General features: G+C 60.6%; 22 protein-coding genes. 9 read left to right on the plus strand and 13 right to left on the minus strand.

The window, feature by feature from the left end:
* Positions 1-200 precede the first annotated feature (200 nt).
* The 3 genes from EI969_RS18365 (at position 201) to pdxH (ending at position 3,139) form a co-directional block, all read left to right on the plus strand.
* A complete protein-coding gene (locus EI969_RS18365; RefSeq protein WP_160389043.1) occupies positions 201-1,346 on the plus strand; it encodes a serine hydrolase domain-containing protein in 1,146 nt (381 codons plus the stop codon).
* 113 nt (positions 1,347-1,459) lie between these two features.
* Positions 1,460-2,467, plus strand: a complete 1,008-nt coding sequence (locus tag EI969_RS18370) for an OmpA family protein (RefSeq protein ID WP_160389044.1) — start codon at positions 1,460-1,462, stop codon at positions 2,465-2,467.
* Between the two features lie 24 nt (positions 2,468-2,491).
* A complete protein-coding gene (pdxH, locus tag EI969_RS18375) occupies positions 2,492-3,139 on the plus strand; it encodes a pyridoxamine 5'-phosphate oxidase (RefSeq protein WP_160389045.1) in 648 nt (215 codons plus the stop codon).
* Between the two features lie 5 nt (positions 3,140-3,144).
* Here pdxH and EI969_RS18380 read toward each other — a convergent pair whose 3' ends face one another.
* Positions 3,145-3,381, minus strand: coding sequence for a hypothetical protein (locus tag EI969_RS18380; RefSeq protein WP_160389046.1), 237 nt, complete (start codon positions 3,379-3,381; stop codon positions 3,145-3,147).
* Between the two features lie 164 nt (positions 3,382-3,545).
* Here EI969_RS18380 and EI969_RS18385 point away from each other — a divergent pair, with 164 nt between their 5' ends.
* Positions 3,546-4,010 (plus strand): glycine zipper 2TM domain-containing protein, encoded by a 465-nt coding sequence (locus EI969_RS18385; protein ID WP_150718610.1) that lies wholly within the window; start codon positions 3,546-3,548, stop codon positions 4,008-4,010.
* Between the two features lie 84 nt (positions 4,011-4,094).
* Here the strand turns inward: EI969_RS18385 and nhaA are convergent, their stop codons facing one another.
* A complete protein-coding gene (gene nhaA, locus EI969_RS18390) occupies positions 4,095-5,282 on the minus strand; it encodes a Na+/H+ antiporter NhaA (protein ID WP_160389047.1) in 1,188 nt (395 codons plus the stop codon).
* A 247-nt stretch (positions 5,283-5,529) separates the two neighbouring features.
* On the opposite strand from nhaA, the gene EI969_RS18395 reads away from it, so the two are divergent.
* On the plus strand, positions 5,530-6,627 hold the full coding sequence (locus tag EI969_RS18395) for a PLP-dependent cysteine synthase family protein (protein ID WP_371925999.1): 1,098 nt from the start codon (positions 5,530-5,532) through the stop codon (positions 6,625-6,627).
* A 68-nt stretch (positions 6,628-6,695) separates the two neighbouring features.
* On the opposite strand, the gene EI969_RS18400 is transcribed toward EI969_RS18395, so the two are convergent.
* The 3 genes from EI969_RS18400 to EI969_RS18410 all read right to left on the minus strand — a co-directional run bounded on the left by EI969_RS18400 (position 6,696) and on the right by EI969_RS18410 (position 9,780).
* On the minus strand, positions 6,696-8,309 hold the full coding sequence (locus EI969_RS18400; RefSeq protein WP_160389049.1) for an NAD(P)/FAD-dependent oxidoreductase: 1,614 nt from the start codon (positions 8,307-8,309) through the stop codon (positions 6,696-6,698).
* A gap of 95 nt (positions 8,310-8,404) precedes the next feature.
* Complete coding sequence (locus tag EI969_RS18405; RefSeq protein ID WP_160389050.1) at positions 8,405-9,073, minus strand: COG3650 family protein; 669 nt, start codon at positions 9,071-9,073, stop codon at positions 8,405-8,407.
* Between the two features lie 110 nt (positions 9,074-9,183).
* Positions 9,184-9,780 carry a short chain dehydrogenase gene (locus tag EI969_RS18410; protein ID WP_160389051.1) on the minus strand — a complete coding sequence of 199 codons (597 nt, stop codon included), beginning with the start codon at positions 9,778-9,780 and terminating at the stop codon, positions 9,184-9,186.
* A gap of 106 nt (positions 9,781-9,886) precedes the next feature.
* On the opposite strand from EI969_RS18410, the gene EI969_RS18415 reads away from it, so the two are divergent.
* Positions 9,887-10,795, plus strand: a complete 909-nt coding sequence (locus EI969_RS18415; RefSeq protein ID WP_160389052.1) for a LysR family transcriptional regulator — start codon at positions 9,887-9,889, stop codon at positions 10,793-10,795.
* 174 nt (positions 10,796-10,969) lie between these two features.
* Here the strand turns inward: EI969_RS18415 and EI969_RS18420 are convergent, their stop codons facing one another.
* The 5 genes from EI969_RS18420 to EI969_RS18440 all read right to left on the minus strand — a co-directional run bounded on the left by EI969_RS18420 (position 10,970) and on the right by EI969_RS18440 (position 15,973).
* Positions 10,970-11,671 carry an ABC transporter ATP-binding protein gene (locus tag EI969_RS18420; RefSeq protein WP_160389053.1) on the minus strand — a complete coding sequence of 234 codons (702 nt, stop codon included), beginning with the start codon at positions 11,669-11,671 and terminating at the stop codon, positions 10,970-10,972.
* Entirely contained in the window at positions 11,672-12,439 is a 768-nt protein-coding gene (livG, locus tag EI969_RS18425; RefSeq protein WP_160389054.1) for a high-affinity branched-chain amino acid ABC transporter ATP-binding protein LivG, read from the minus strand.
* Positions 12,436-13,692 (minus strand): high-affinity branched-chain amino acid ABC transporter permease LivM, encoded by a 1,257-nt coding sequence (locus tag EI969_RS18430; protein ID WP_160389055.1) that lies wholly within the window; start codon positions 13,690-13,692, stop codon positions 12,436-12,438. Before EI969_RS18430 ends, livG begins: the two co-directional genes overlap by 4 nt.
* Positions 13,689-14,612 carry a high-affinity branched-chain amino acid ABC transporter permease LivH gene (gene livH, locus EI969_RS18435; RefSeq protein ID WP_007947264.1) on the minus strand — a complete coding sequence of 308 codons (924 nt, stop codon included), beginning with the start codon at positions 14,610-14,612 and terminating at the stop codon, positions 13,689-13,691. Before livH ends, EI969_RS18430 begins: the two co-directional genes overlap by 4 nt.
* Before the next feature lie 233 nt (positions 14,613-14,845).
* Positions 14,846-15,973 carry a branched-chain amino acid ABC transporter substrate-binding protein gene (locus EI969_RS18440; RefSeq protein ID WP_160389056.1) on the minus strand — a complete coding sequence of 376 codons (1,128 nt, stop codon included), beginning with the start codon at positions 15,971-15,973 and terminating at the stop codon, positions 14,846-14,848.
* Positions 15,974-16,325: 352 nt separating this feature from the next.
* Here EI969_RS18440 and EI969_RS18445 point away from each other — a divergent pair, with 352 nt between their 5' ends.
* Positions 16,326-16,631 (plus strand): DUF2288 domain-containing protein, encoded by a 306-nt coding sequence (locus EI969_RS18445; RefSeq protein ID WP_160389057.1) that lies wholly within the window; start codon positions 16,326-16,328, stop codon positions 16,629-16,631.
* 307 nt (positions 16,632-16,938) lie between these two features.
* Here the strand turns inward: EI969_RS18445 and EI969_RS18450 are convergent, their stop codons facing one another.
* Entirely contained in the window at positions 16,939-19,140 is a 2,202-nt protein-coding gene (locus tag EI969_RS18450; RefSeq protein WP_160389058.1) for a hypothetical protein, read from the minus strand.
* A gap of 196 nt (positions 19,141-19,336) precedes the next feature.
* Between EI969_RS18450 and EI969_RS18455 the strand changes: the two genes are divergently transcribed.
* A complete protein-coding gene (locus EI969_RS18455) occupies positions 19,337-20,233 on the plus strand; it encodes an NAD(P)-dependent oxidoreductase (protein WP_160389059.1) in 897 nt (298 codons plus the stop codon).
* Here EI969_RS18455 and EI969_RS18460 read toward each other — a convergent pair.
* Together EI969_RS18460 and EI969_RS18465 are read right to left on the minus strand one after the other, a co-directional pair.
* Positions 20,190-22,406 carry a bifunctional diguanylate cyclase/phosphodiesterase gene (locus tag EI969_RS18460; protein ID WP_305989807.1) on the minus strand — a complete coding sequence of 739 codons (2,217 nt, stop codon included), beginning with the start codon at positions 22,404-22,406 and terminating at the stop codon, positions 20,190-20,192. The two genes, EI969_RS18455 and EI969_RS18460, sit on opposite strands and share 44 nt — an antisense overlap.
* A gap of 146 nt (positions 22,407-22,552) precedes the next feature.
* Positions 22,553-22,918, minus strand: a complete 366-nt coding sequence (locus tag EI969_RS18465) for a YkgJ family cysteine cluster protein (RefSeq protein WP_150718595.1) — start codon at positions 22,916-22,918, stop codon at positions 22,553-22,555.
* Positions 22,919-23,169: 251 nt separating this feature from the next.
* Here EI969_RS18465 and EI969_RS18470 point away from each other — a divergent pair, with 251 nt between their 5' ends.
* Positions 23,170-24,519, plus strand: coding sequence for an MFS transporter (locus tag EI969_RS18470; protein WP_160389061.1), 1,350 nt, complete (start codon positions 23,170-23,172; stop codon positions 24,517-24,519).
* Positions 24,520-24,664 lie beyond the last annotated feature (145 nt).

Genomic DNA, 24,664 nt, shown 5'->3' on the forward strand with positions numbered 1-24,664 from the left:
GTTCTTCGCGAGCAGGCTCGCTCCCACTTTGGAATGCATTCTCCTGTGGGAGCGAGCCTGCTCGCGAAGGCGTTATTAGCATCACCACTGCCTTTCAAGTTGATGGCAGAGCGACCGCCCGGCCCAACCCTGTTCCCAAAACCCTCAAGGGCTGGAACAATGCCCGCCACTTTGTAAAGCGTTAATCCGGGGAGTTGCGGGTGCAGATTCAGGGTCATTACGAGCTTAAGTTCGAAGCGGTGCGAGAGGCCTTCGCGGCGCTGTTCGACGATCCCCAGGAACGTGGTGCGGCGTTGTGCATTCAGGTCGGTGGCGAAACCGTAGTCGATCTGTGGGCCGGCACGGCCGACAAGGACGGCGCCGAGGCCTGGCACAGCGACACCATCGCCAACCTGTTCTCCTGCACCAAGACCTTCACCGCGGTCGCCGCGCTGCAACTGGTGGCCGAAGGCAAGCTGCAACTGGATGCCCCGGTGGCGCGCTACTGGCCCGAATTTGCCGCTGCCGGCAAAGAGTCCGTGACCCTGCGTCAACTGCTCTGCCATCAGGCCGGCCTTCCGGCATTGCGCGAGTTGCTGGCCCCCGAAGCCCTTTACGACTGGCAGACCATGGTCGACGCCCTGGCCGCCGAAACGCCGTGGTGGACGCCGGGCGAAGGCCACGGTTACGCGGCGATCACCTATGGCTGGCTGGTCGGCGAGCTACTGCGCCGTGCCGACGGTCGTGGGCCGGGGGAATCCATCGTGGCGCGGGTCGCCAAGCCCTTGGGCCTGGACTTCCATGTGGGGCTGGCCGACGAAGAGTTCCATCGCGTGGCGCACATTGCGCGGGGCAAGGGCAATGTCGGCGATGCCGCCGCCCAGCGCCTGCTGCAAGTGACCATGCGTGAGCCAACGGCCATGACGACGCGGGCGTTCACCAACCCGCCGTCGATCATGACCAGCACCAACAAACCCGAGTGGCGACGCATGCAGCAACCGGCCGCCAATGGCCACGGCAATGCCCGCAGCCTGGCCGGTTTCTACGCCGGCCTGCTCGACGGCAGCCTGCTGGAAAGCGAAATGCTCGATGAATTGACCCGCGAGCACAGCCTCGGCGAGGACAAGACTTTACTGACCCGGACCCGTTTCGGCCTGGGTTGCATGCTCGATCAACCGGACGTTGCCAATGCCACTTTCGGCCTTGGCCCACGCGCGTTTGGTCATCCGGGGGCCGGCGGCTCCATCGGTTTTGCCGACCCGGAGCACGATGTGGCTTTCGGATTTGTGACAAATACCCTGGGACCCTACGTCTTGATGGACCCGCGCGCGCAAAAGCTGGTGCGGGTTCTGGCCACCTGTCTGTAAAAGCGGCAATCCGGCTCCAGGGCTGGAACCCGATTGCCTTTTCAGTTTCAAAGCGTCTGTTTATGCGGGCCGATGTGGCCTGATTTTTTTGACTTCATTTTTGTGGATATCCAATGTCATCCAATAAAACCCTCGCCTTGGCCCTGTGCTTCGCCATTACCGGTTGCGCACAGACTCCACAAAAAGACGCGACGGCACCTGTCGCCAAGACTGAAAGCGCCAGCCACTGGTACTGGCCGTTCGGTTCCGACGACAGCGCCGGCAAGCCCGCAGCCAAGCCGGAGGTGAAACCCGAGGTCAAACCCGCCGCCGTGGCCAAGGCCGAAACCGATAGCGGCAGCAAGTGGTGGTGGCCGTTCGGTGGCAGCGAGCAGAGCACCGCCAAGGCTGTGCCGATGCCAGACCCGAAAGTCACCCAGGCCTGGCTTGACGACTACGAGCCGCGCTTGCGCGAGGCGGTCAAGGACAGCAACCTGCAACTCGAGCGCCGCGAAAACGTGCTGGTGGTGACCGCGCCGGTCGAAGGCTCGTTCAACCCTGATCGTCCGGCCATGCTGCTGCCGGTCACGCTCGGGCCGTTCACCCGCGTTGCGAAAATCCTCGAAGCCGATCCAAAGACCGCCGTGTTGATCCTCGGCCACAGCGATACATCCGGCGCTGCGCCGGCCAACGTCAAGTTGAGCCAGGAGCGCGCCCAGGCCGTTGCGGCGATTTTCCGTCTCAGTGGTTTGCAGCGTGATCGCCTGATGCTGCGTGGTCTGGGTGGCGATGCGCCGCGTGCCGCCAACGACAGCGTGCAAGGGCGTGCGCTGAACCGTCGCGTGGAACTGCTGGTGACCCCGCAAAACACCATGGTCGCGTTGCTGAGCAAGTACAACATGCCGGCACCGGCCCCTGTGACCCTGGTTGCTGCCGCTGACGTCAAGCCGGTGGCCAAGCCTGTGACACCGGCCCCTGCGACCAAGAAGGCTGCTGTTCCAGCGGTGAAAAAAGCCCCGGCGAAAAAAGCTGCGGCCAAGAAAACCCCTGCGAAAACTGCAACGCCGGCGAAGAAAACCACGCCAGCCAAAGCCGCTGCGGCAGACAAGAAAGTCGCCAGCACCGATACTGCAAAGCAGTGATTCGTTAATTAAAAGGAATGCGCCATGACCCAGGGCCTGGCTGATATGCGTCGCGACTACACCCGTGATGGCCTGACCGAGGCACAAGCCCCGGCCGAGCCGTTCGCGCTGTTTCACCAGTGGTTCGCCGATGCGGTTAAAACCGAACAGGCGCCGGTGGAAGCCAACGCCATGACCCTGGCCACCGTTGACCAGGACGGTCGACCGCACTGTCGCATTCTGTTGCTCAAGGGCCTGGACGAGCAGGGCTTCACTTTTTTCACCAACTACGAAAGCGCCAAGGGCCAGCACCTGGCCGCGAATCCGTTCGCAGCCATGACGTTTTTCTGGCCGGCGCTGGAGCGCCAGGTGCGCATCGAAGGGCGGGTGGTGAAGGTGACGCCCGAAGAGTCCGACGCCTATTACCAGGTCCGTCCGCTGGGCAGTCGCCTGGGGGCCTGGGCATCGCCGCAGAGCCGCGTGATCGCCGATCGTGGCGAACTCGAAACGCTGCTCAAGGACACCGAGCAACGTTTCAGCGACACCCAGCCGCATTGCCCGGAACATTGGGGCGGTTATCGCCTGCTGCCGGAGCGCATCGAGTTCTGGCAGGGCCGCGCAAGCCGCCTGCACGACCGCCTCAATTACCGTCAGCAGGGCGCCGACTGGATTCTTGAACGCCTGGCTCCCTGAACAGTCTACCGACCGGGATAGCTTGCCGCAGCGGCCTCCAGCCACTTCGGCAGGTCCCGACGCTTGATCTTCTGCGCCTGAGCGCTCGCCAACTGCGCAAGCATGAAGGCTTTTTTCTGCTCGTCCTTGCCGGCCAGCGCCAGTGCCAGGTCACGGTCCATCCAGCGCTTGATCCGCACGTACAGCCACCAATGGAAGTACAAACCGGCAACAGTCGTGACGACGATGATAAAGTAATCCATGAAAATCCTTGGCCAGTGGGCGGTTTTCCGATTTTGCCGCTACTGTGTGAGTTCGTGGAGGCGCCTTAACGGAGCCTGAATCAAAGCAATTTTACCCGGGCGTTGCCGTGACAGGCGTCAAGCTGCGGGGTTTAATGAAAAAATGTTTCTTTGGAGTTGATGCTATGCGTAAGTCTGTTCTGCTGGTTGCTTCTTTTTCCACGATGGCGATGTTGCTCACTGGTTGCCAATCGAGCCTGACCGGTGACTCCTATTCTCGTGACGAGGCGCGTCGGGTGCAGACCATTCGCATGGGCACCATCGAAGCATTGCGCCCGGTGAAAATCGAAGGCACCAAAACCCCGATCGGCGGCGCGGCAGGCGCAGTGGTGGGTGGTGTTGGCGGCAGCGCCATCGGTGGCGGCAAAGGCAGTATTGTTGCTGCGGTCATCGGCGCAGTCGCCGGCGGCCTGATCGGTTCGGCCGCTGAAGAAGGCATGACCCGCACCCAGGGCGTGGAAATCACCGTACGCGAAGACGACGGCAGCATGCGTGCCTACGTTCAGGAAGTTCAGCCGAACGAAGTGTTCCGCGTTGGCGAACGTGTGCGCATCTCCAGCGTGGGTGGCACCAGCCGCGTATCGCACTAAGCGCATACTGCGGATAAACAAAAAACCTGATCAGGTGACTGATCGGGTTTTTTGTTTTTCAACTGTGGTGAGTGTTGCCGGTTATCAGGATGCCAGGCTGGAGCGCTTGCGGCTCGCCATCGCCGTCACCCCATAACCGATCAGTGCGGCCAGGATCGAACCGGTCAGGATCCCCATTCGGTCCATTCCGGCAAATTCACTCACGCCCGGCTCAAAGGCCAGGGAGCCGACAAACAGGCTCATGGTGAAACCGATGCCGCAGAGAATCGCCACGCCCAGTATCTGGCCCCAATTGGCGCCTTGGGGCAGGGCGGCGATACCGGTTTTTACGGCCAGCCAGGTCAGGCCGAAGACACCGACGGTCTTGCCCAGCAGCAGTCCGGCGGCGATGCCCATAGGGACGTGGTGAGTGAAGCTTTCGACAGTGACGCCGCTCAGGGAAAGGCCGGCGTTGGCGAAGGCGAACAACGGCAGGATGCCGTAGGCGACCCAGGGGTGCAGCGCGTGTTCCAGGGTCAGCAGCGGCGAAGGCTCGGCGTTTTTCGTGCGCAGCGGAATGCAGAAAGCCAGGGTCACGCCGGCCAGCGTGGCATGGACACCGCTCTTGAGCACGCAGACCCAGAGGATCAGGCCAATGATCATGTACGGTCCGAGTTTGACCACGCCGAGCCGGTTCATCCCGATCAACGCCGCGATACAGGCCGCGGCCAGCGCCAGGGACAACGTCGACAACGCGCCGGAATAGAAGATCGCAATGATGATGATCGCGCCAAGGTCGTCGATGATCGCCAGGGTCATCAGGAACAGCTTCAGCGAAACCGGAACGCGTTTGCCCAGCAACGCCAGCACGCCAAGGGCGAAGGCAATGTCGGTGGCAGTCGGGATCGCCCAGCCATCGAGGGCCGGGGGCGTGTCGCGATTGAGGTACCAGTAGATCAGCGCCGGCACCACCATGCCGCCAATCGCCGCGGCGCCGGGCAGGACGATCTGCGACGGCTTGGACAACTGGCCGTCGAGGACTTCGCGCTTCACTTCCAGGCCGATCAGCAGGAAGAACAGCGCCATCAGGCCGTCGTTGATCCACAGCAGCAAGGGCTTGGCGATTTTCAGCGCGCCGATCTGGGCCACCACGGGGGTGTCCAGCAGGCCGTTGTACAGCCACGACAGCGGCGAGTTATTGATAATCAGAGCCAGAACGGCAGCGGCGATCAGTAACAGACCGCTGGCAGCTTCCAACTGAAAGAAACGCGTGAAAGTGCTACGCAGAGGCAAGGTCGCTCTCCATCTGTGAATTCAAAAGGTGTTACACCCTAACAAGTACTGTTAGTTGTTAAAACAAAAGTTATATTCTTTTTTGTTATATGCCGTTACAGAGTGATCCGCCAGCATCGGGCTGAGCCTAGCAGTTGTCGGGTGTATTGGATCTCAGCTGTACCTGTGCCGGATGCAGGATATTTCCTAAGCTTGGTGGATGAGCCTTGATAAAAGGCCGACTCCTGCCCGATTCAACGAGAAAACCATCATGAGCGACAACCGACAGTGGTCCCGCGAAGCGATCCGGATCATCGAAGCCGATTTCCAGCGCAGCGCCGATACCCATCTGATCCCCTTGCCGCTACCGGGTTTTCCGGGCATCGAGTTGTATTTCAAGGATGAGTCCAGCCACCCCACGGGCAGCCTCAAGCACCGCCTGGCCCGTTCGCTGTTTCTGTATGCACTGTGCAACGGCTGGCTCAAGCCTGGCGCGCCGGTCATTGAAGCTTCCAGTGGTTCCACGGCGATTTCCGAGGCGTACTTCGCGCGCATGCTGGGCTTGCCGTTCATTGCGGTGATGCCGGCGACTACCTCAAAGGAGAAGATCGCGCAGATCGCCTTCTACGGTGGCCAAAGTCATCTGGTGGACGACCCGACCCAGATCTACGCCGAGTCCGAGCGCCTGGCTCGCGAACACGACGGGCACTTCATTGATCAGTTCACCTACGCCGAGCGCGCCACCGACTGGCGGGCGAACAACAACATCGCCGAGTCGATTTTCCAGCAGATGCGGTTCGAGCGGCATCCCGAACCGAGCTGGCTGATTTCCAGCCCCGGTACCGGTGGCACCACGGCCACCCTGGGCCGATACGTGCGGTATCGCCAGCATTGCACCCGTGTGCTATGTGCCGATGCCGAGCGATCGGTGTTCTTTGATTATTACCAGACCGGCGATGCCAGCCTGCGCCTGGATCATGGCTCGCGCATTGAAGGCATCGGCCGGCCGCGTGTGGAAGCGTCGTTTCTGCCCAAGGTGATCGACGCGATGGTCAAGGTGCCCGATGCCTTGTCGCTGGCGGCCATGCACTACCTGGCGGAGCATCTGGGACGCCATGTAGGCGGGTCGAGCGGGACCAACCTGATCGGCGCACTGATGGCCGCCCTGCACATGAAAGCGGCGGGGGAGACGGGGTCGATGGTGGCGATTCTGTGTGACAGCGGCGAGCGTTATGCCACGACCTATTACGATCAGGACTGGCTCAAGGCTCAGGGGTATGACTTGGGTGACTTGATGGCTGCGGTAGCGGCGACGGTGGAGCGCGGTGAGGCGCTGCCGGCGAGCGTGCTGCGCGCCAATATCTAAGGCGCTGAATACCAATGTGGGAGCAAGCTCGCTCCCACAGGGTTTTGCATTGTTTCCGGGATCGCGTATCAGGCTTCCAGGCCAAGGATATCCCGAGCCACAGCCTCTGCAATGCGAATCCCGTCAACACCCGCCGACAGAATCCCGCCTGCATAACCGGCACCTTCGCCGGCCGGGAACAAGCCTTTCACGTTCAGGCTCTGCATCGACTCGTTACGGGTAATGCGCAGTGGCGAGGAAGTGCGGGTTTCGATCCCGGTCAACACCGCATCGTGCAGCGAATAACCACGAATCTGCTTTTCGAACGCCGGCAAGGCTTCGCGAATCGCTTCGATGGCGAACGCCGGCAGTGCCAGCGCCAGATCGCCCAGGGCAACGCCCGGCTTGTAGGACGGCTCGACGCTGCCCAGTTCGGTGGACGGTTTGCCTGCGATAAAGTCGCCGACCAGTTGCGCCGGGGCTTCGTAGTTGCTGCCACCGAGTACGAATGCGTGGGATTCCAGGCGTTCCTGCAGCTCGATACCGGCCAGCGGGCCGCCCGGATAATCGACTTCCGGGGTGATGCCGACGACGATCCCGGAGTTGGCGTTGCGCTCGTTACGCGAATACTGGCTCATGCCGTTGGTCACGACACGGTTCGGCTCGGACGTCGCCGCGACCACCGTACCGCCCGGGCACATGCAGAAGCTGTAGACCGAACGGCCGTTCTTGGCGTGGTGCACCAGTTTGTAGTCGGCGGCGCCCAGTTTCGGGTGGCCGGCGTACTTGCCCAGGCGCGCGCGGTCGATCAGCGACTGCGGGTGTTCGATGCGGAAACCTACCGAGAACGGCTTGGCTTCCATGAACACGCCACGGCCGTGGAGCATGCGGAAGGTGTCGCGGGCGCTGTGGCCGAGGGCCAGGACCACGTGTTTCGAGTGAATCTGCTCGCCGCCATTGAGTTCGACGCCGACCAGTTGGCCGTCCTCGATCAACACGTCGGTGACACGCTGCTGGAAGCGCACTTCACCGCCGAGGGCGCGAATCTGCTCACGCATGTTTTCCACCACACCGGTCAGACGGAACGTACCGATGTGCGGTTTGCTGACGTAGAGGATTTCTTCCGGCGCACCGGCCTTTACGAACTCGTGCAGGACCTTGCGACCGATGAACTTCGGGTCCTTGATCTGGCTGTAGAGCTTGCCGTCGGAGAATGTCCCGGCGCCGCCTTCGCCGAACTGTACGTTGGACTCGGGGTTGAGCACGCTTTTACGCCACAGGCCCCAGGTGTCCTTGGTGCGCTGGCGTACTTCGGTACCGCGCTCGAGGATGATCGGCTTGAAGCCCATTTGCGCCAGCAGCAGCCCGGCAAAGATCCCGCACGGACCGAACCCGACGACAATCGGCCGCGCGCTCAGGTCGGTCGGTGCCTGGCCGACCATTTTGTAGCTGACATCCGGCGCCACGTTGACGTTACGGTCATCGGCGAACTTGTGCAGCACCGCCGCCTCGTCGCGAACTTCGAGGTCGATGGTGTAGATGAAACACAGTTCGGAGGACTTTTTACGCGCATCGTAGCTGCGCTTGAACAAGGTGAAATCGAGCAGGTCATCGCTGGCTAGCCCTAAGCGCTGCACGATGGCAGGGCGCAGGTCTTCATCGGGATGGTCGATCGGCAACTTGAGTTCGGTGATTCGTAACATGGCGGGATCCGGTTCGCGGGGCGCACAACTGCGCCAGGGCGTTTGAAGCCCGCGATTATAAGCCCCAAAGGCGAAGGCCTGTGAGGCTTAAACGATCAGTCGTCGCGCGAGCCGCCGAAATACCCGCATCCACGCTGGACCTGTCCGTCAACCCGCAGCTCGGCACTCATGTGCTGGATGCTGCCGGTGCTGCTGTCGACGCAGCGTTGCGGTGCAACCCACAGTTCGATGTGCTGGTTGTTGGCTTCGGTGCTGAGGTTGAAACGGCCGTCGCCCAGTTGTTCCTCGACGTACGGCACGGCGAGGGCAGGCTGGCCGGCGCGCTCGATGACCATGCCTTTGCCGCTGACTTTCACGTTCCATTCCGGGGAGTGGCCGGCGGCGCGCAAAATCAGCAGCTTGAAGTTCGGATCATCGCACGCGCTGCCCGAGCGCTCGACGCGGTACAGCTGCTCCAGATCGAGCTGGCCGTCACCACCGCTGCCGGCCACAACCCGTCCGCGCACGTCGGCAAACAGCTTGCCCTGCTTGTCCGCCAGGCTCGCAGCCTGCTGCAGGACGCTGGTGCCGCCCGTGTCGTTGACCACGTAGCGGGCAGGCTGGTTGCACGGCTGGAACAGCAGTTTGCCGTCCGCCGCGGTCAACTGGCCTTGCATGCGTGTCTGGCCGACGTGGGAGGCGCTCTGCCGTTCACCGTCGAACAACTGGCAAGCGGCGAACAGCGGAAGCAAGGCAACGAGGACTAGGGAACGGGCAACACGCATCTTGGGGTCTCCTGACAAGTGCCGCCACGTTACTCAGCCTGACCGTTCATCACAACCCGTTATCGTCTGCGCTTTGTATTGGCGCTGACGCAGGCTGCGTTTTTTCATCTTCAGATGTGAAAGGTCTGACCCGTTTGCAGGCCTTCCACACTCTTGGCGTAGGCCAACGCCACATCCGCCGCAGGAACCGGTTTGAAACCACGGAAGTACGGTGCGTATTTGCCCATGGCTTCGACCAGGACGTTCGGGCTGATCGAGTTTACCCGCAGGCCGCGCGGCAGTTCGATGGCGGCGGCGCGGACAAAGCTGTCCAGTGCACCGTTGACCAACGCTGCCGAGGCGCCGCTGTAGATCGGATCGTGGCTGAGTACGCCAGTGGTGAAGGTGAACGAAGCGCCGTCGTTGGCGAACTCGCGGCCGATCAACAGCAGGTTGACCTGGCCCATGAGTTTGTCTTTCAGGCCCAGGGCAAAACTCTCTTCGGTCATCTCGTTGAGCGGGGCGAAGGTCACGTTGCCCGCGGCGCACACCAGCGCATCGAATTTGCCGGTCTGCTCGAACAGTTTGCGAATCGAGGCGCTGTCACTGATGTCCACGTGGAAGTCGCCGCTGGTGCGACCGATGCGGATGATTTCGTGGCGTGGCGACAGCTCTTTGTCGACGGCCGAACCGATGGTGCCGTTTGCGCCGATCAAAAGAATTTTCATGGAGGCTGATCTCGTGGTGGGTTGAACGAGGTATCAGTCTAGGGTGGTTTTTTCTGTAGATAAGCGCACTAATAGGCAACCTTTGGTTTTCAAATGGAAACAATCAATGAGCGAAATGGATGACCTTGCCGCGTTCGCCGTATTGATCGAAGCGGGAAGTTTCACCCTGGCGGCACAGCAGCTCGGTTGCAGCAAAGGCCAGCTGTCCAAGCGCATCAGCCAGTTGGAAGCGCAGTTTTCAGTGGTGCTGCTGCAGCGCACCACCCGCCGCTTGAGCCTGACCGCCGCCGGTGCTGCGTTGTTGCCGCAGGCCCAGGCGCTGGTGGTGCAAGTCGAGAGGGCGCGTCAGGCGCTGGCGAGATTGAAGGACGACATGGTCGGCCCGGTGCGGATGACGGTGCCGGTTTCGCTCGGCGAAACTTTCTTCGATGGCCTGTTGCTGGAGTTCTCCGCCAAGTATCCCCAGGTACAGATCGAGCTGGAGCTCAACAACAGCTACCGCGAACTGTCCCGCGACGGCTTCGACCTGGCGATTCGCTCGGAGGTGGCCGTTGACCAGCGACTGGTGGCGCGCCCGCTGCTGGCGTGGCAAGAGCTGACCTGTGCCAGCCCGGCTTACCTGGAGCAATACGGTGAACCGCAAACGCCCCAGGCGCTGGCCGAGCATCGCTGCCTGCTCAACAGCCACTACAGCGGCCGCGAAGAGTGGCTGTATCACCAGCAGCACGAGTTGTTGCGTGTGCGGGTGTCGGGGCCGTTTGCCAGTAATCACTACAACCTGCTGAAGAAAGCCGCGCTGGCCGGCGCGGGTATCGCACGATTGCCGTCCTATTGCTTGTCGGCGGAATTGGCTGACGGGCGTTTGCGATGGCTCCTGCGCGATTATCAGACCCGGACCATGCCGATGTACCTGGTGCACCCGTATCAGGGCGGATTGCCCAAGCGCACGCAGGTGCTGGCGGATTATTTGATGGGGTGGTTCAAGCGCAGTGGGGAAGCGCTGGATCGGTTGTAACGAGCCCCTTGTAGGAGCGAGCTTGCTCGCGATGGACGTTAACGATGACGGGGGCAGGCTGGATGAACGCGGTGTCTCTACGTTCTTCGCGAGCAAGCTCGCTCCTACAAGGGGTCTCATTGCGGGCATAAAAAAACGGCCCGCGAAGGCCGTTTTTTTGTTTACCGCGATGGCTTAGCCGCCGAGGTACGCTTCGCGCACTTTCGGGTCGGTCAGCAGGGCTTCACCGGTGCCTTGCATCACCACCCGGCCGTTCTCCAGAACGTAGGCGCGGTCGGCGATTTTCAGTGCCTGGTTGGCGTTCTGCTCAACCAGGAACACCGTTACACCGTCCTTGCGCAGTTGTTCGATGATGTCGAAGATCTGCTGGATGATGATCGGTGCCAGGCCCAGGGAGGGCTCGTCGAGCAGCAACAGCTTGGGCTTGCTCATCAGCGCACGGCCGATGGCGAGCATTTGCTGTTCGCCACCGGACATGGTGCCGCCACGCTGGCTGAAGCGTTCTTTCAGGCGTGGGAAAAGTCCGAGGACCTTGTCCATCTGTTCCTGATAGTCACCCTTGACCGTGAAGAATCCGCCCATGGACAGGTTTTCTTCCACGGTCAGGCGGGAAAACACCCGACGACCTTCCGGCACCACGGCAATGCTCTTGCGCATGATCTGCGAAGAGTCCTGGCCGACCAGTTCCTCACCCATGTAGCGGATGCTGCCGCTGTGGGCGCGCGGCGAACCGCAAAGCGTCATCAGCAGCGTGGACTTGCCGGCACCGTTGGCGCCGATCAGGGTCACGATCTCGCCCTGGCGGACTTCGACGTTGACGCTGTGCAGGGCCTGGATCTTGCCATAGAAGGTGGAAACGTTTTCGAACTGCAGCATTTACGCTTCCCCCAGGTAGGCTTTGATCACTTCAGGATTGTCGCGGATCTGATCCGGCGTGCCGTCGGCCAGGGGCGTGCCCTGGTTGATCACGACGATGTGGTCGGAAATGCTCATGACCAGCTTCATGTCGTGTTCGATCAGCAGAACGGTGACGTTGTGCTCTTCACGCAGCATGCTGATCAGCGCCTTGAGGTCCTCGGTTTCCTTCGGGTTCAGGCCTGCGGCCGGTTCGTCGAGCATGAGGATCCGCGGGCGGGTCATCATGCAGCGGGCGATTTCCAGGCGACGTTGCTGACCGTAGGCCAGGGTGCCGGCCGGGCGGTTGGCGAACTCTTTCAGGTTGACCTTTTCCAGCCAGAACTCGGCGAAGTCCATGGCCTCGCGCTCGCTTTTGCGGAACGACGGGGTCTTGAACAGGCCGGACAGGAAGTTGGTGTTCAGGTGACGGTGCTGGGCGATCAAGAGGTTCTCGACCGCGGTCATGTCCTTGAACAACCGTACGTTCTGGAAGGTACGCACCACGCCCTTGAGGGCGATCTTGTGGCCGGGCAGGCCTTCGATCGGCTCGCCGTCCAGCAGGATGCTGCCGCCGCTCGGCTTGTAGAAGCCGGTCAGGCAGTTGAACACGGTGGTCTTGCCGGCGCCGTTGGGGCCGATCAGTGCAACCACTTGTTTCTCTTTCACGCTCAAGGCAACGCCGTTGACCGCCAGCAAACCGCCGAAGCGCATGCTCAGGTTTTCTACTTTAAGGATCTCGCGGCTCATTTGCGCAGCTCCATGTGAGGACGTTGCATGGGCAGCAGACCCTGAGGGCGCCAGATCATCATCAGTACCATCAAGGCACCGAACATCAACATGCGGTACTCACTGAACTCACGCATCATTTCCGGCAGCAGGATCATCACCACGGCAGCGAGGATCACGCCCAGCTGCGAGCCCATGCCACCCAGCACCACGATGGCGAGGATGATCGCCGACTCGATGAAGGTGAAGGACTCCGGCGTCACCAGGCCTTGGCGGGCAGCGAAGAAACTACCGGCGAAACCGGCGAAGCTCGCGCCCAGGGTGAAGGCCGACAGCTTGATGATGGTCGGGTTCAGGCCCAGCGCGCGGCAGGCGATTTCGTCCTCACGCAGCGCTTCCCAGGCACGGCCCAACGGCATGCGCAGCAAACGGTTGATGACGAACAGCGCACCCAACGCAAGCAACAGCGCAACCAGGTACAGGAAGATCACCTTGTTGATCGAGTTGTATTCCAGGCCGAAATACTCATGGAAGGTTTGCAGGCCTTCCGCGGCCTTGCGTTCGAAGGTCAGGCCGAAGAACGTTGGCTTCTCGATGTTGCTGATGCCGTTCGGACCGCCAGTGAGGCCGGTCAGGTTACGCAGGAACAGACGGATGATCTCACCGAAGCCCAGGGTCACGATCGCCAGGTAGTCACCGCGCAGACGCAGCACCGGGAAACCCAGCAGGAAGCCGAAGGTGGCCGCCATCAGGCCGGCGATCGGCAGGCAGATCCAGAAGCTCAGGCCGTAGTAGTGCGACAGCAGCGCGTAGCTGTAGGCGCCGACGGCGTAGAAGCCGACGTAACCGAGGTCGAGCAGACCGGCCAGACCGACCACGATGTTCAGGCCCAGGCCCAGCATCACGTAGATCAGCACCAGGGTGGCGATATCCACCGCACCGCGAGAGCCGAAGAACGGCCAGACCAGCGCACCGGCGATCAGCGCGATGATGATCCAGCGTTGTGTGGTCGGCAGGGTCAGGAAGTTGCTGGCCTTGGCCGGAATCAGCGGCATGCTGGGCGAAGAACGCCAGGCCGAGCTGATCTGCTGGTCGAACAAGACACGCAGGAACATCAGCACCGAGCACACCGCGATGGTGATCAGGGTGGCGTCGCTGGTGCCATGAACTTCGAGGTTGATGCCGACGATGGTCAGCTTCAGACCGAGTACCGGGTAGGCCACGGCCCACACCAGCAAGGCGCTGAACAGCGCCTGTTTAAGATTCCTAGTCATACCTTCTCAACCTCCGGACGGCCCAGCAGGCCGGTTGGCCGGAACAACAGCACCAGAACCAGCAGGCCGAACGCCACGACGTCCTTGTACTGGTCGCCGAAGATATCGGCACCAAAGGCTTCCGCCACACCCAATACGAGCCCGCCGAGCATGGCGCCCGGAATGCTGCCGATACCGCCGAGTACCGCTGCGGTGAAGGCCTTGAGGCCGACCAGGAAACCGGCGTTCGGGTTGATCACGCCGTATTGCATGCTCAGCAGCACGGCCGCGATGGCCGCCAGCGCAGCACCGATGACGAAGGTCAGGGCGATGATGTTGTTGGTGTTGATACCCAGCAGGTTGGCCATCTTGATGTCTTCGGCGCAGGCGCGGCAGGCGCGGCCCAGGCGGGAGCGGGAGATGAACAGGGTCAGGCCGAGCATGGCGACCAGGGTCACCACGAACACCACGATTTGCATGTAGGAAATCAGCACTTCATGTGCGCCACCTGGCCCGAAGGCAAAGTTGCCCGGAATCAGGTTGGGGATGGATTTGTCCTTGGAGTCTTGCGCCAGCAGAACGGTGTTCTGCAGGAAGATCGACATGCCGATGGCGGAGATCAGCGGGATCAGACGGTTGCTGCCGCGCAAGGGGCGGTAGGCGATCCGTTCGATGCTGTAGCCGTAGGCACTGGTGACGACGATGGTTGCCAGGAAAGCGGCGGTCATCAACAGCGGAACGCTGTCGAGTCCCAGCATGGCCAGCCCGGCGATGGCGATGAACGCCACGTAGGAGCCGATCATGTACACCTCGCCGTGGGCGAAGTTGATCATTCCAATGATGCCGTAAACCATCGTATAGCCGATGGCGATCAGGGCATACGTGCTGCCAATGGTCAGGCCATTAACCAGCTGTTGGAAAAAGTGATAGATGTCAGGCATTACAGCGCTCCTAAAAACCTGATACGCATTTCACTGGTGGAGTCATTTTCCCGCCCGGGCCCCGTGGATCTGCATCCACTTCGAATCCGGGGTTTGCCAGCGAACCGCTGATGACGGTTTTGAGATTTTCAGGTGGGGAGACTGGCGGATCACGCCAGCGCGGCCCAAATACGTTCGTAAAACAAAGCCCACGGCACGCCGTGGGCTTTGTTGGCAGTCAGTCAGGCAACGCCTTACTGAGGCTTGGCTTCAGTTTTTGGTTTGCCGAAGTGCCACTCGTAAACCACGAATTTGAAGTCTTTCAGGTCGCCTTTCTCGTCGAAGCTCAGGTCGCCGGTCGGGGTCTTGAAGGTGCCTTTGTGGATAGCTTCAGCCACTTTGGCGGAGTCTTCGGACTTGGCAGCCTTGATACCTTCGGCGATCACTTCCACAGCCGAGTAGGCCGGGAACACGAACGGACCGCTTGGATCTTCTTTCTTGGCCTTGAACGCGTCAGCCAGGGCGATGTTGGCCGGATCCTGGTCGAAGGATTTCGGCAGGGTCACCAGCAAGCCTTCGGAAGCGTCCTTGGCGATCTGCGAAATGGAGTCGTTACCCACGCCTTCCGGACCCATGAACTTGGCTTTCAGGCCTTTTTCCTGGGATTGACGCAGGATCAGGCCCAGCTCCGGGTGGTAGCCGCCGTAGTAGACGAAGTCGACGTTGGCTTGCTTGAGCTTGGCGATCATCGAGGAGAAGTCCTTGTCGCCGGCGTTGACGCCTTCGAACACGGCAACCTTGACGCCTTTGCCTTCCAGGGTTTTCTTCACGGCGGTGGCGATGCCTTCACCGTATTGCTGCTTGTCGTGCAGGACAGCAACGATCTTCGGCTTGACGAAGTCGGCGATGTAGTTACCGGCGGCAGGGCCTTGGGCGCTGTCCAGACCGATGGTGCGGAACACCATTTTGTAACCACGGGCGGTGATGTCCGGGCTGGTGGCAGCCGGGGTGATCATGATCACGCCTTCGTCTTCGTAGATGTCCGAAGCCGGTTGAGTGGAGCTGGAGCACAGGTGACCGACCACGAACTTGACGCCGTCGTTGACGACCTTGTTCGCTACGGCCACGGCTTGTTTCGGATCACAGGCGTCATCGTATTCAACGGCTTCGAGTTTCTTGCCGTCTACGCCGCCTTTGGCGTTGATCTGTTCGATGGCCATTTTGGCGCCACTGAACTGCATGTCGCCGTATTGGGCTACAGGGCCGGTTTTAGGGCCGGCGATGCCGATCTTGATGGTGTCAGCTGCGAACGAATGGCTGGCAACCCCGGCCAGAACCATAGCGGCAAACAGTTTGGAAATCTGCTTAGTAGCCTTAGTCATAGTGCTCCACTCTTACTGTTGTAGTTTTTATAGTCCTGGCGCCGAAAGCAGCAGAACCGGGTCAGATATCTGCGACATTCCCCGGAAAAGTCCCTCGGCAACTGTACCGGTACAGTGTAGAGCGCCGATTGTCAGCCTGGGAAGGCAGCGCCGGGGGACAAAACCTGCAGGTGTCGCTTTATTGAAAGTAAAAGACAGAATTGCGGCGGGGGCGTTGAGGGGCTTATAGCCGGATTCGGTGCATTCCCTGGCTTTCCTGCGCTTTTCATTTCGGTCACTCAATTGCATCCGGGTTTTTCTGCCAGACCACCGACGTTATCATTCGCCGTCGATTTCTTTTCCGGACAGTCCCATGAATCAAGAACCTAGCACCCTCTATGCCAAGCTGCTTGGTGAAACCGCATCTATTACCTGGAAAGAGCTGGAACCGTTCTTCGCCAAGGGTGCCCTATTGTGGGTCGATCGCGGCCTGGATTTGATCGCTGCCGCCGAGGCCGTGGCCCAGGATGAGGGGGAGAAAGTGGCTGCCTGGCTGGCCGCTGACAAACTCGCCAAGCTCTCTGAAACGCGGGCGCTGGATCTTTTTGAGCGTGATCCGCCGTTGTGGGCCGTGGTGGTTTCGCCGTGGATTCTGATCCAGGAAAGAGCGCAGGCTTAAAGGTCGCACCTTATTGGTGCGCGCCTTTCAAAGGGAAAAGTGTGTAGCCGAGTAGCGTGATGGCAGGTTGCCGTAGAGAAAGGCCACAGCCTCACGGTGACGTAAACGTAACGGGAACAGTTGGGAGGGCAACTGAACGGCTGCTCAATTGTTTCTGGATGTTGGGATGGCTGAAATCCTCAGCGAATTTCAGGGCCTTATCGCTGGCAAGCCAGCTCCCACAATGTCCGGGACGTTCACAATTAATGTGTCCGCCACGAACCTGTGGGAGCTGGCTTGCCAGCGATTGGAGCAACTCGGTTCTGGATCAGACCGAGAAAGTCTTGCCTGTGTGGTTATTCAACGAAATCACCTTGGTCTTGCCGATGCGGTGACGGTAGATCTCGCGCAGGTACTTGATCGCTTTCTTCACGCAATCGCGGGACAGGCGGATGTCGTTGATCGAGACGAACTTTTCCTTGTCGTTGATCAGCTCGCGGTACTTCTTCTCGTACATCGGTTTGATCGCGTACCAGTTGGTATCGAGGATCTTCGCCGGGTTCTCGAATTCGTTGAGCAAGTCGTCGATACGGTCTTCGTCGAATTCTTCCTGGACGATGAAATCCAGGATCGAGTTGTCCAGGGTTTCGTCGAAACGGTACGGCGTCTTCGCGAAGCAGCGCTTGATGAAGGCCACGATCAGCGTCAGGAAATCGTCCGACAGGCACGGGCTCTTGGCGATCAGGGTGGTCAACGACAGGTTGGCCGAAGCACCGATCACCAGCGCGTAACGCTTGAGCGTGGTGTTGGGGAACAGGCTGTTGAGGTGAGTCTTCAACCGGTTCAGGTCCATGTAGGACAGCTTGTAGTCCTTGGGCAGGGACACGATCGACACCACCGACGAGCAGTTCTTGAAGAAGTGCAGGTCGTGCAGCGCGGCCGCGTCGTAGCCCGAATTCTTGTATTGCTCCAGCGACGCGCGATAGCGCTTGGACTCGATCGGCAGCAGGCTGATGCCTTCGATGGCCTGGGTGACCTTGTTGAAGTGCGGCAGGTCGATCGAGCGGAAGAACAGGTCGTCGATGTTCAGGCGCTGCGGCTCTTTCTCGAACACCTTGAACTTGTCGCTGCTCGGCGGCGGGGTTTCCGGCACCACGGACTCGGCGTAGGCAATCGCCACCGGGCCGGCCAGGCTCATGAACAGGTCGTTGGCGTCCAGGCGGATGGTTTCGCCGATGTCGATGCCGGCGCGACGGAAATAGTTCTGGTCGTAGTCGGTGGTCACCGCCTGGGCCGTAAGAATGTTGAAGATCTGCTGCGAGATGTATTGGTTGGCATGCTTTTCCATGGCATTGACATCAATGTTCTGGATGTTGCCGTCATCGTTCTCTTCGGCGTAACGCATGATGTCGTTGGAAATCAGCATCATCGCGTTCCACGGGCGGATGCGGCCCATGACGCTGGCTTCGCTGCTGTCCTCGTTGGCGAAGTTGTAGGAAAAGTCCCACTCTTCCGACAGGTATTTGCACAGCAGTCGACCGGCGTTGATGTGCAGCGCCTCGGACATTTCACTGCGGTGGTCGGAAATGTTCGGCAGCACGCAGATGCCACTGGTGAAGATCGGTTCGAAGACGAAGGAGTGACCGCTCTTGCTGTCGTGCTCGTCCATCGGTTTGGTGTCGAACGTCTTGTTCATGTACGAATGCTGCTGGGCCAGGCCGAACTCCGAGGCCATGCCCGAGCCGGTACCGCCGCCGGCACTGAAGATCGAGAAATACAGGCGCGACTGGTTGGCCTTGATGCCGCAGCTGTCGATCAGGTACGAGTGAATCATCTTCCAGTCAGGGCTGGAAAAACGCTGGGTGTCCTTGTTCAGGATGATCTTGGCCAGGTACTGGCCGAGGATCGGCGCGTTACCGGCGCCACCGGCGTGGACTTCCGACAAATCCATGATTTTCATCTTGCTGTAGTCGCGCAGGAAGCCGCTTTTTTCGCCCTTGCGCGAGAAGCGGATGCGTCCGGCGATGTCCTTGTCCAGGTCGCCGAGCATCACCAGCGGCTCGACCAGGAACACCGGCTTGGTGTTCTTGTTCTGGCCCAGGCGCAGGTTGTTGCGGATCCATTGGGCCGGGCTGTAGCCCTTTTCGGCAAAACGCTTGTCCGGCGACAGGCGATCTTCGTTGTTGAATTCGTTGAGGTAGAACTTGCGGGCGTTGTACACCAGTTCCGCCACGTCCAGCGCGATGTTCGAGCCGCAACGGCCCAGGCCGATCAGGCACACCGACGGGAATTCCTGATCGTTGTGCTGTTCGCTGTCGCCTTCCAGATGCGGTGCGCGCGGGAACACCATGTCGCGCAGGCCGTCGAGGTTGTCGAGGATACGGTCGGTGTTGGTTTCGGTGAAGTACAGGTATTGCTGGGTCGCCAGCGGGCGCGATTGAATCAATGGCTTCGGTGATGACGGGCTGTTGGCCGCTGGGCTCAACGTCAGATCGGTTACCGCAGTGGCCGGGTTGTTTTTAGAAGTCATTGTTCGCCATCTACCTGGGCTGATTGGTTGGCCGACTCACTGTCGTCGAACCGTCACGGAATACAATCGCGTCTTTTTTCAGCGCGTACTTGGACCTTGCCTTGGTCTTTGACCTGAGCATTGCTCGGGGTGAATCCTTTCCTAAGTCATGATGAATCGGCCAATATTTGGCGATCTTTAATCAAAAGGAGGCTAAATGATGTCAACGCTACCTTCGTTGGGGTTTGCCGGGATCGGCCTGATGGGGTTGCCGATGTGCCGCCGCCTGCTGGCCGCGGGTTATCAGCTGGCGGTATGGAATCGCAATCCGGACAAGTGCAAGCCGCTGGTGGAGGCGGGTGCACGCCAGGTCTCCAGCCCGGCAGAACTGTGCCGGCACGCTGATGTGGTGATGTTGTGTCTGGCGGATACGTCGGTGGTGCGCGAGGTGGTGTTTGGTCCGACCGGCATTGTCGAGGGGGCAAAAAAGGGGCAGCTGCTGGTGGATTTTTCCAGCCTGGAACCCAACGCCACGCGGGAAATGGCCGCTGAGCTCGCCGGTAAAACCGGCATGGGCTGGCTCGACACGCCGGTCTCCGGTGGCGTGGTCGGCGCCGAGGCCGGAAGCCTGGCGATCATGGTCGGCGGTGAAGCGCAGGACCTGGAACGGGTCCGGCCTGTCCTGTTGAGCCTGGGGCAGCGCGTGACGCACATGGGCGGCGTCGGGGCAGGGCAGGTGACCAAGGCGTGCAATCAGATGATCGTCGCCTGCAATGCCTTGGTGATTGCCGAAGTGGTCGCGCTGGCGGAACGCTCCGGGGTGGATGCCAGCCTGATCGCCGAAGCGCTGGCCGGTGGTTTTGCCGATTCGAAGCCCTTGCAGTTCCTTGCCCCGCAGATGGCGGAAAACCGTTTCGAACCGGTCAAGTGGCACGTGCGCACGTTGCTCAAGGATCTGGACGCGGCGGTGAAGTTTTCCCGCGAGCAAGGCTCGGCGACACCGATCAGCGGGCTGGCCGCGCAGCTGATGCGCCTGCACGGGAGTCAGGGTTTCCTCGAAAAAGACCCGTCTACATTAGTGCAGATGTACCGTGAGCCAGGCTCAGCGTCGTGACGGTGTAGGCGTGCTTGCGCTGGTTGATTTCGTCTAGCACCGGAAGCAGTTCGGTCAGCGGCACCGGCCGGCTGAGCAGATAGCCCTGGACGAAGTCACAGCCATGGTCTTCCAGGAACTGGTATTGCTCGAAGGTTTCGACCCCTTCGGTGACCACTTGCAGTTGCAGGGTGTGGGCCATGACGATAATCGCCTGGACAATCTCCATGTCCTGGGTCGCCTTGGGGATGTCCTGGATGAACGAGCGGTCGATTTTCAGCGTGTTGAGCGGCAAGCGCTTGAGGTAGGCCAGGGATGAGTAGCCGGTGCCGAAGTCATCGATGGACAGCGATACGCCGAGGGCGCGTATCTGTCGCAGCAACACCAGTGTGTTGGCGATATTGCCCATCAAGGCATTTTCCGTGACTTCCAGTTCCAGCCGCTGGGGCGCCACCCCGGCCACCCGCAATGCGAACTCGATTTCATCGGCGAGTTCTTCACGCGCCAGGTTAAGGGGCGAGCAATTCACGGCGATCTTCAGGTCTTCACAGCCCTGGCGCGACAACTCGGCCAGATCCTCGCAGGCCTTGCGCAGCACCCAGTTGTCCAGCTCGGCGATCAGGCCGTTGGCCTCGGCGATGGCGATAAAACGATCCGGTACAAGGAAACCGTGGACCGGGTGCTGCCAGCGGATCAAGGCTTCGAGCTTGCTGACCTGACCGGTCTTGAGGTCGTATATCGGTTGGTAGTAGAGCATCAGGCCGGAGTCTTCACGCAGGGCGTGGCGCAACTCTTCTTCCAGTTGCAGCTCCAGCGTGGCACGGGTTTTCAGGTTGGCGCTGAAAAAATTCAGGCCGTTGCGGCCGCTGCCCTTGGACTGATACAGCGCCAGGTCGGCGTTCTTCAGCAGTTCTTCACAGGTCTTGCCGTCTTCCGGAAACAGGCTGATGCCGATGCTGGTGGTCATCACCATGCGCCGTCCGGCCAGCTCGATGGGATCCTTCATTTTAAGCATGATCCGTTGCGCCAGCTGGCGCGCCTCGTCACGGTCATGCAGGTCGATGAGCAGGCAGAACTCGTCGCCGCCGAAGCGTGCGACCACATCTTCGTGACTGCGAACCGAGCTCTTGATGTGCCCGGCAAGCACTTTGAGCAACTCGTCGCCGGCATCGTGGCCAAGGCTGTCGTTGATCCGCTTGAAATGGTCGATGTCCAGGAACAGGACCGCCAGCATTCCGCCTTCGTTGGTTTTCTCGATGAGTTTTTCGGCGAAGATCTGATTGAACCCTCGGCGGTTGATCAGGTTGGTCAGCGCGTCGTAGTGCGCCACCTGTTGCAGCGACATGCGCGCCTGATCCAGCTGGCTGAGCAGGGAGTTGACCCGTTGCAGGTCGTGGTCCTTGTGTTGCAGTTTCTTGTCCGCCAGTGCAGCGCTGATGCTGCTGCCGATGATCAGCAGCGTCATGACCGTCACGGTCAGCGCCAGTTGCAGGTGACTGTGCTCGCCGTTCTGCGCAGGCAGGCTGCCTTCGGGCAGCACCAGGTTGAAGGCGGCCATGGCCGTGAGGTGCATGCCGAGGATGCCCGCCCCGAGCAACAGGCTGGCGCAGTATTTGAAGAGCTGATGCAGCATGCCGGCGCCGTTGCGCAGATACCAGGCCAGCAACAAGGCTGCCAGCGCGGCGCCGATCGCGATCGCGATGGACAGGGCAAACAGGCCTGGGTGGTAATAGACCGAAGCACTGGAGTGCATGGCCGTCATGCCCACGTAATGCATGGTCGCGATACCCAGGCCAACCCCGATGGATGCCTTCAGGCACCGTTGAAAACTCAAATCAGGACGACTGAGGGTCTGCATGGCCAGCCACGCGGCGAGCAGCGCGATGGTCAGCGAGAACACCGTGACAGGCAGTTGATAGTGCAGGTCGACGGGCGCCTGGAATGCCAGCATCCCGACGAAGTGCATGGCCCAGATACCGCCGGCCAGGCACCCGCTGCCCACCCAGCGCCAGCGCGTCTGGGATGCGGATTTTTCAGCGTGAGCAACCCGCTCGGCCATGTCCAGCGTCGCGAAACTGCCGACGCAGGCGACCAGATAAGCCAGCAGCACCAGAAAAGGGTCATGTGTGCAATTGAGTATGACCTGTCCACTCTCTGGTAGCTCGGTAATGAAATGCACACCAAGCCACTCCATAGCATGCCCCATCGTTATCCCTCAGGCCGGCGCAAGAGCGCCGACGAATGTCTTGGAGTATAGAGGGCATGGGTGGAGCGCAAGCGGTAGTGGCACATTGGTGCCAATCATTTTTACATTAGCCTAATAGCGATTGGTGCTAATACTCAGGCGATTTGCTTCTGAGGCGTCTCGAACGCGGGTTGCAGCGCCGGCAAGCCGAAGGCGGCGCGGGCGGCGTCGCAATCTGGGTTGGCCAGGCCATCGACCCAGGACGCATCGAACTCCCGACAGGTGCTGGAGCGTTTTTCGTAGATCGAGCACTGCACCGTACTGCCGACATCTCCCACCAGGCTGGTGCAGCGCACGGGTTTGCAGCCGGTGCCGATCATCGCGACCCGGCTGGGGCTGATCTGCTCGACAAGCTCATCGGGTACCGTCCCCCCGGACGAGGCGCACTCACCCCAGAAAAATGACACGCGAAAATGAGAACAGCAGGCACCGCAATTCAGACACGGACTGGCTTCGGACATGGGCGATTATCGTAAGGAGAGTGGAGACACAGGGGGGGAATCAAGGCCGCTATTCTAGGCTTCGCCATCGGCTTGGGAAGGGGGGGCGAGAGGTATTTTTCATCAACCGGACGGGCTGCGAAATACCCTGTGAGTGTGCGCCATGGGCAGGTATCAGCCTGGCGAATAATGAAAGACAGTTGTGCCTGGCCTGTCTAGATTGCAAAGTCCGGGGGCAGTGACGCCCCAATAACAATAAAAGAGACGGATCCATGCAGAACTCGACCCAAGCGGCCAATGCCTGGCGCATCCTGTTCCTGTTGTTCCTGGCCAACCTGTTCAATTTTTTCGACCGCACCATCCCGGCCATCATCATCGAGCCCATTCGCATGGAGTGGCACCTCAGTGATTTCCAGTTGGGGATCATCGGGACGGCATTCACCCTCGTCTACGCCATTGCCGGCTTGCCGCTCGGACGCATGGCCGATACCGGCTCGCGCAGCAAGCTGATGGGGTGGGGGCTGGCGGTGTGGAGCGGGTTGACCGCCGTCAACGGCATGGTGGGCAGTTTCTGGAGTTTCCTGATCGTGCGCATGGGCGTGGGCATTGGTGAGGCCAGTTACGCGCCAGCCGCCAACTCGCTGATCGGCGACCTGTTTCCGGCGCACCGCCGGGCCCGGGCCATGGGTATCTTCATGCTCGGGCTGCCATTGGGGCTGTTGCTGGCGTTCTTCACCATCGGCGCGATGGTCAAGGCCTTCGACAGCTGGCGCGCACCGTTCTTTATCGCGGCGGTGCCCGGGCTGATCCTTGCGATCTTCATGTTTTTCATCAAGGAACCGAAGCGCGGCGCCGCCGAGAGCGTTCAGGTCTCGCAGGAAAAGATCGATCGGCCGATCCGGCGGGTATTGGCAGTGCCGACCTTCCTGTGGCTGGTGATGGCCGGCCTGTGTTTCAACTTCGCCACCTATGCCTGCAACTCGTTCCTGGTGCCGATGCTGCAGCGTTATTTCCTGATGCCATTGCAGGAAGCGGCGGTCGCTACCGGGGTTATCGTCGGCGTGACCGGGTTGGTCGGCCTGACCCTGGGCGGCTGGATCGCGGACAAGATTCACCAGCGAGTCGCCAACGGTCGACTGTTGTTTGCGGCGTTCAGCCTGGTGATTTCGACGGTGTGCACCGCGTGGGCGCTGCATTCCGGGCGGATCGAGATCGGCGTTTTTGTCGCCGTGTTCAGTTTGGGCTGGCTGTTCGCCTACAACTTCTATACCTGCGTCTATACGGCGATTCAGGATGTAGTCGAGCCGCGTCTGCGGGCGACGGCCATGGCGTTGTTCTTCGCCGGACTGTATCTGTTGGGCGGTGGTCTTGGCCCGGTAGTGGTCGGCGCGTTGTCCGATCACTTCGCCCACACGGCGATGCTCGCGGCGGGTGCCGAACAGATGACCGAGGCCTTCAAGGCGGTCGGCCTGCATGACGCGATGTACCTGATTCCGGTGGCGCTGCTGTTCACCGTGGTGTTTCTGTTCCTGGCTTCGCGGTGTTTCGTGCGGGATGCCAAGCGGATGAAGGAAGGGTTGGTGGCGGTGGTTGAGCCTGATGGTTCTGCAGTGACTGCCTAGCCGCCATCGCGGGCAAGTCGGATCGCCGCACCGCCGCTCCCACAGTGGTTGGTGTTGTTCACAAGTTATGTGGTCAACTCTAAACCTGTGGGAGCGGCGGTGCGGCGATCCGACTTGCCCGCGATGAGGCCATCGGCATCACCAC

It is taken from the genome of Pseudomonas sp. PB101 (assembly GCF_009764265.1).
Classification (GTDB): Bacteria; Pseudomonadota; Gammaproteobacteria; order Pseudomonadales; family Pseudomonadaceae; genus Aquipseudomonas.

Coding starts and splice junctions, on each gene's coding strand:
- EI969_RS18465 (WP_150718595.1), bottom strand. CDS start 22,918: ATGTCCGAAGCCAGTCCGTGTCTGAATTGCGGTGCCTGCTGTTCTCAT.
- EI969_RS18445 (WP_160389057.1), top strand. CDS start 16,326: ATGAATCAAGAACCTAGCACCCTCTATGCCAAGCTGCTTGGTGAAACC.
- EI969_RS18370 (WP_160389044.1), top strand. CDS start 1,460: ATGTCATCCAATAAAACCCTCGCCTTGGCCCTGTGCTTCGCCATTACC.
- EI969_RS18460 (WP_305989807.1), bottom strand. CDS start 22,406: ATGGAGTGGCTTGGTGTGCATTTCATTACCGAGCTACCAGAGAGTGGA.
- EI969_RS18420 (WP_160389053.1), bottom strand. CDS start 11,671: ATGCTGCAGTTCGAAAACGTTTCCACCTTCTATGGCAAGATCCAGGCC.
- EI969_RS18410 (WP_160389051.1), bottom strand. CDS start 9,780: ATGAAAATTCTTTTGATCGGCGCAAACGGCACCATCGGTTCGGCCGTC.
- EI969_RS18455 (WP_160389059.1), top strand. CDS start 19,337: ATGATGTCAACGCTACCTTCGTTGGGGTTTGCCGGGATCGGCCTGATG.
- EI969_RS18385 (WP_150718610.1), top strand. CDS start 3,546: ATGCGTAAGTCTGTTCTGCTGGTTGCTTCTTTTTCCACGATGGCGATG.
- EI969_RS18440 (WP_160389056.1), bottom strand. CDS start 15,973: ATGACTAAGGCTACTAAGCAGATTTCCAAACTGTTTGCCGCTATGGTT.
- livH (WP_007947264.1), bottom strand. CDS start 14,612: ATGCCTGACATCTATCACTTTTTCCAACAGCTGGTTAATGGCCTGACC.
- livG (WP_160389054.1), bottom strand. CDS start 12,439: ATGAGCCGCGAGATCCTTAAAGTAGAAAACCTGAGCATGCGCTTCGGC.
- EI969_RS18380 (WP_160389046.1), bottom strand. CDS start 3,381: ATGGATTACTTTATCATCGTCGTCACGACTGTTGCCGGTTTGTACTTC.
- EI969_RS18450 (WP_160389058.1), bottom strand. CDS start 19,140: ATGACTTCTAAAAACAACCCGGCCACTGCGGTAACCGATCTGACGTTG.
- EI969_RS18405 (WP_160389050.1), bottom strand. CDS start 9,073: ATGCGTGTTGCCCGTTCCCTAGTCCTCGTTGCCTTGCTTCCGCTGTTC.
- EI969_RS18400 (WP_160389049.1), bottom strand. CDS start 8,309: ATGTTACGAATCACCGAACTCAAGTTGCCGATCGACCATCCCGATGAA.
- EI969_RS18415 (WP_160389052.1), top strand. CDS start 9,887: ATGAGCGAAATGGATGACCTTGCCGCGTTCGCCGTATTGATCGAAGCG.
- EI969_RS18430 (WP_160389055.1), bottom strand. CDS start 13,692: ATGACTAGGAATCTTAAACAGGCGCTGTTCAGCGCCTTGCTGGTGTGG.
- pdxH (WP_160389045.1), top strand. CDS start 2,492: ATGACCCAGGGCCTGGCTGATATGCGTCGCGACTACACCCGTGATGGC.
- EI969_RS18470 (WP_160389061.1), top strand. CDS start 23,170: ATGCAGAACTCGACCCAAGCGGCCAATGCCTGGCGCATCCTGTTCCTG.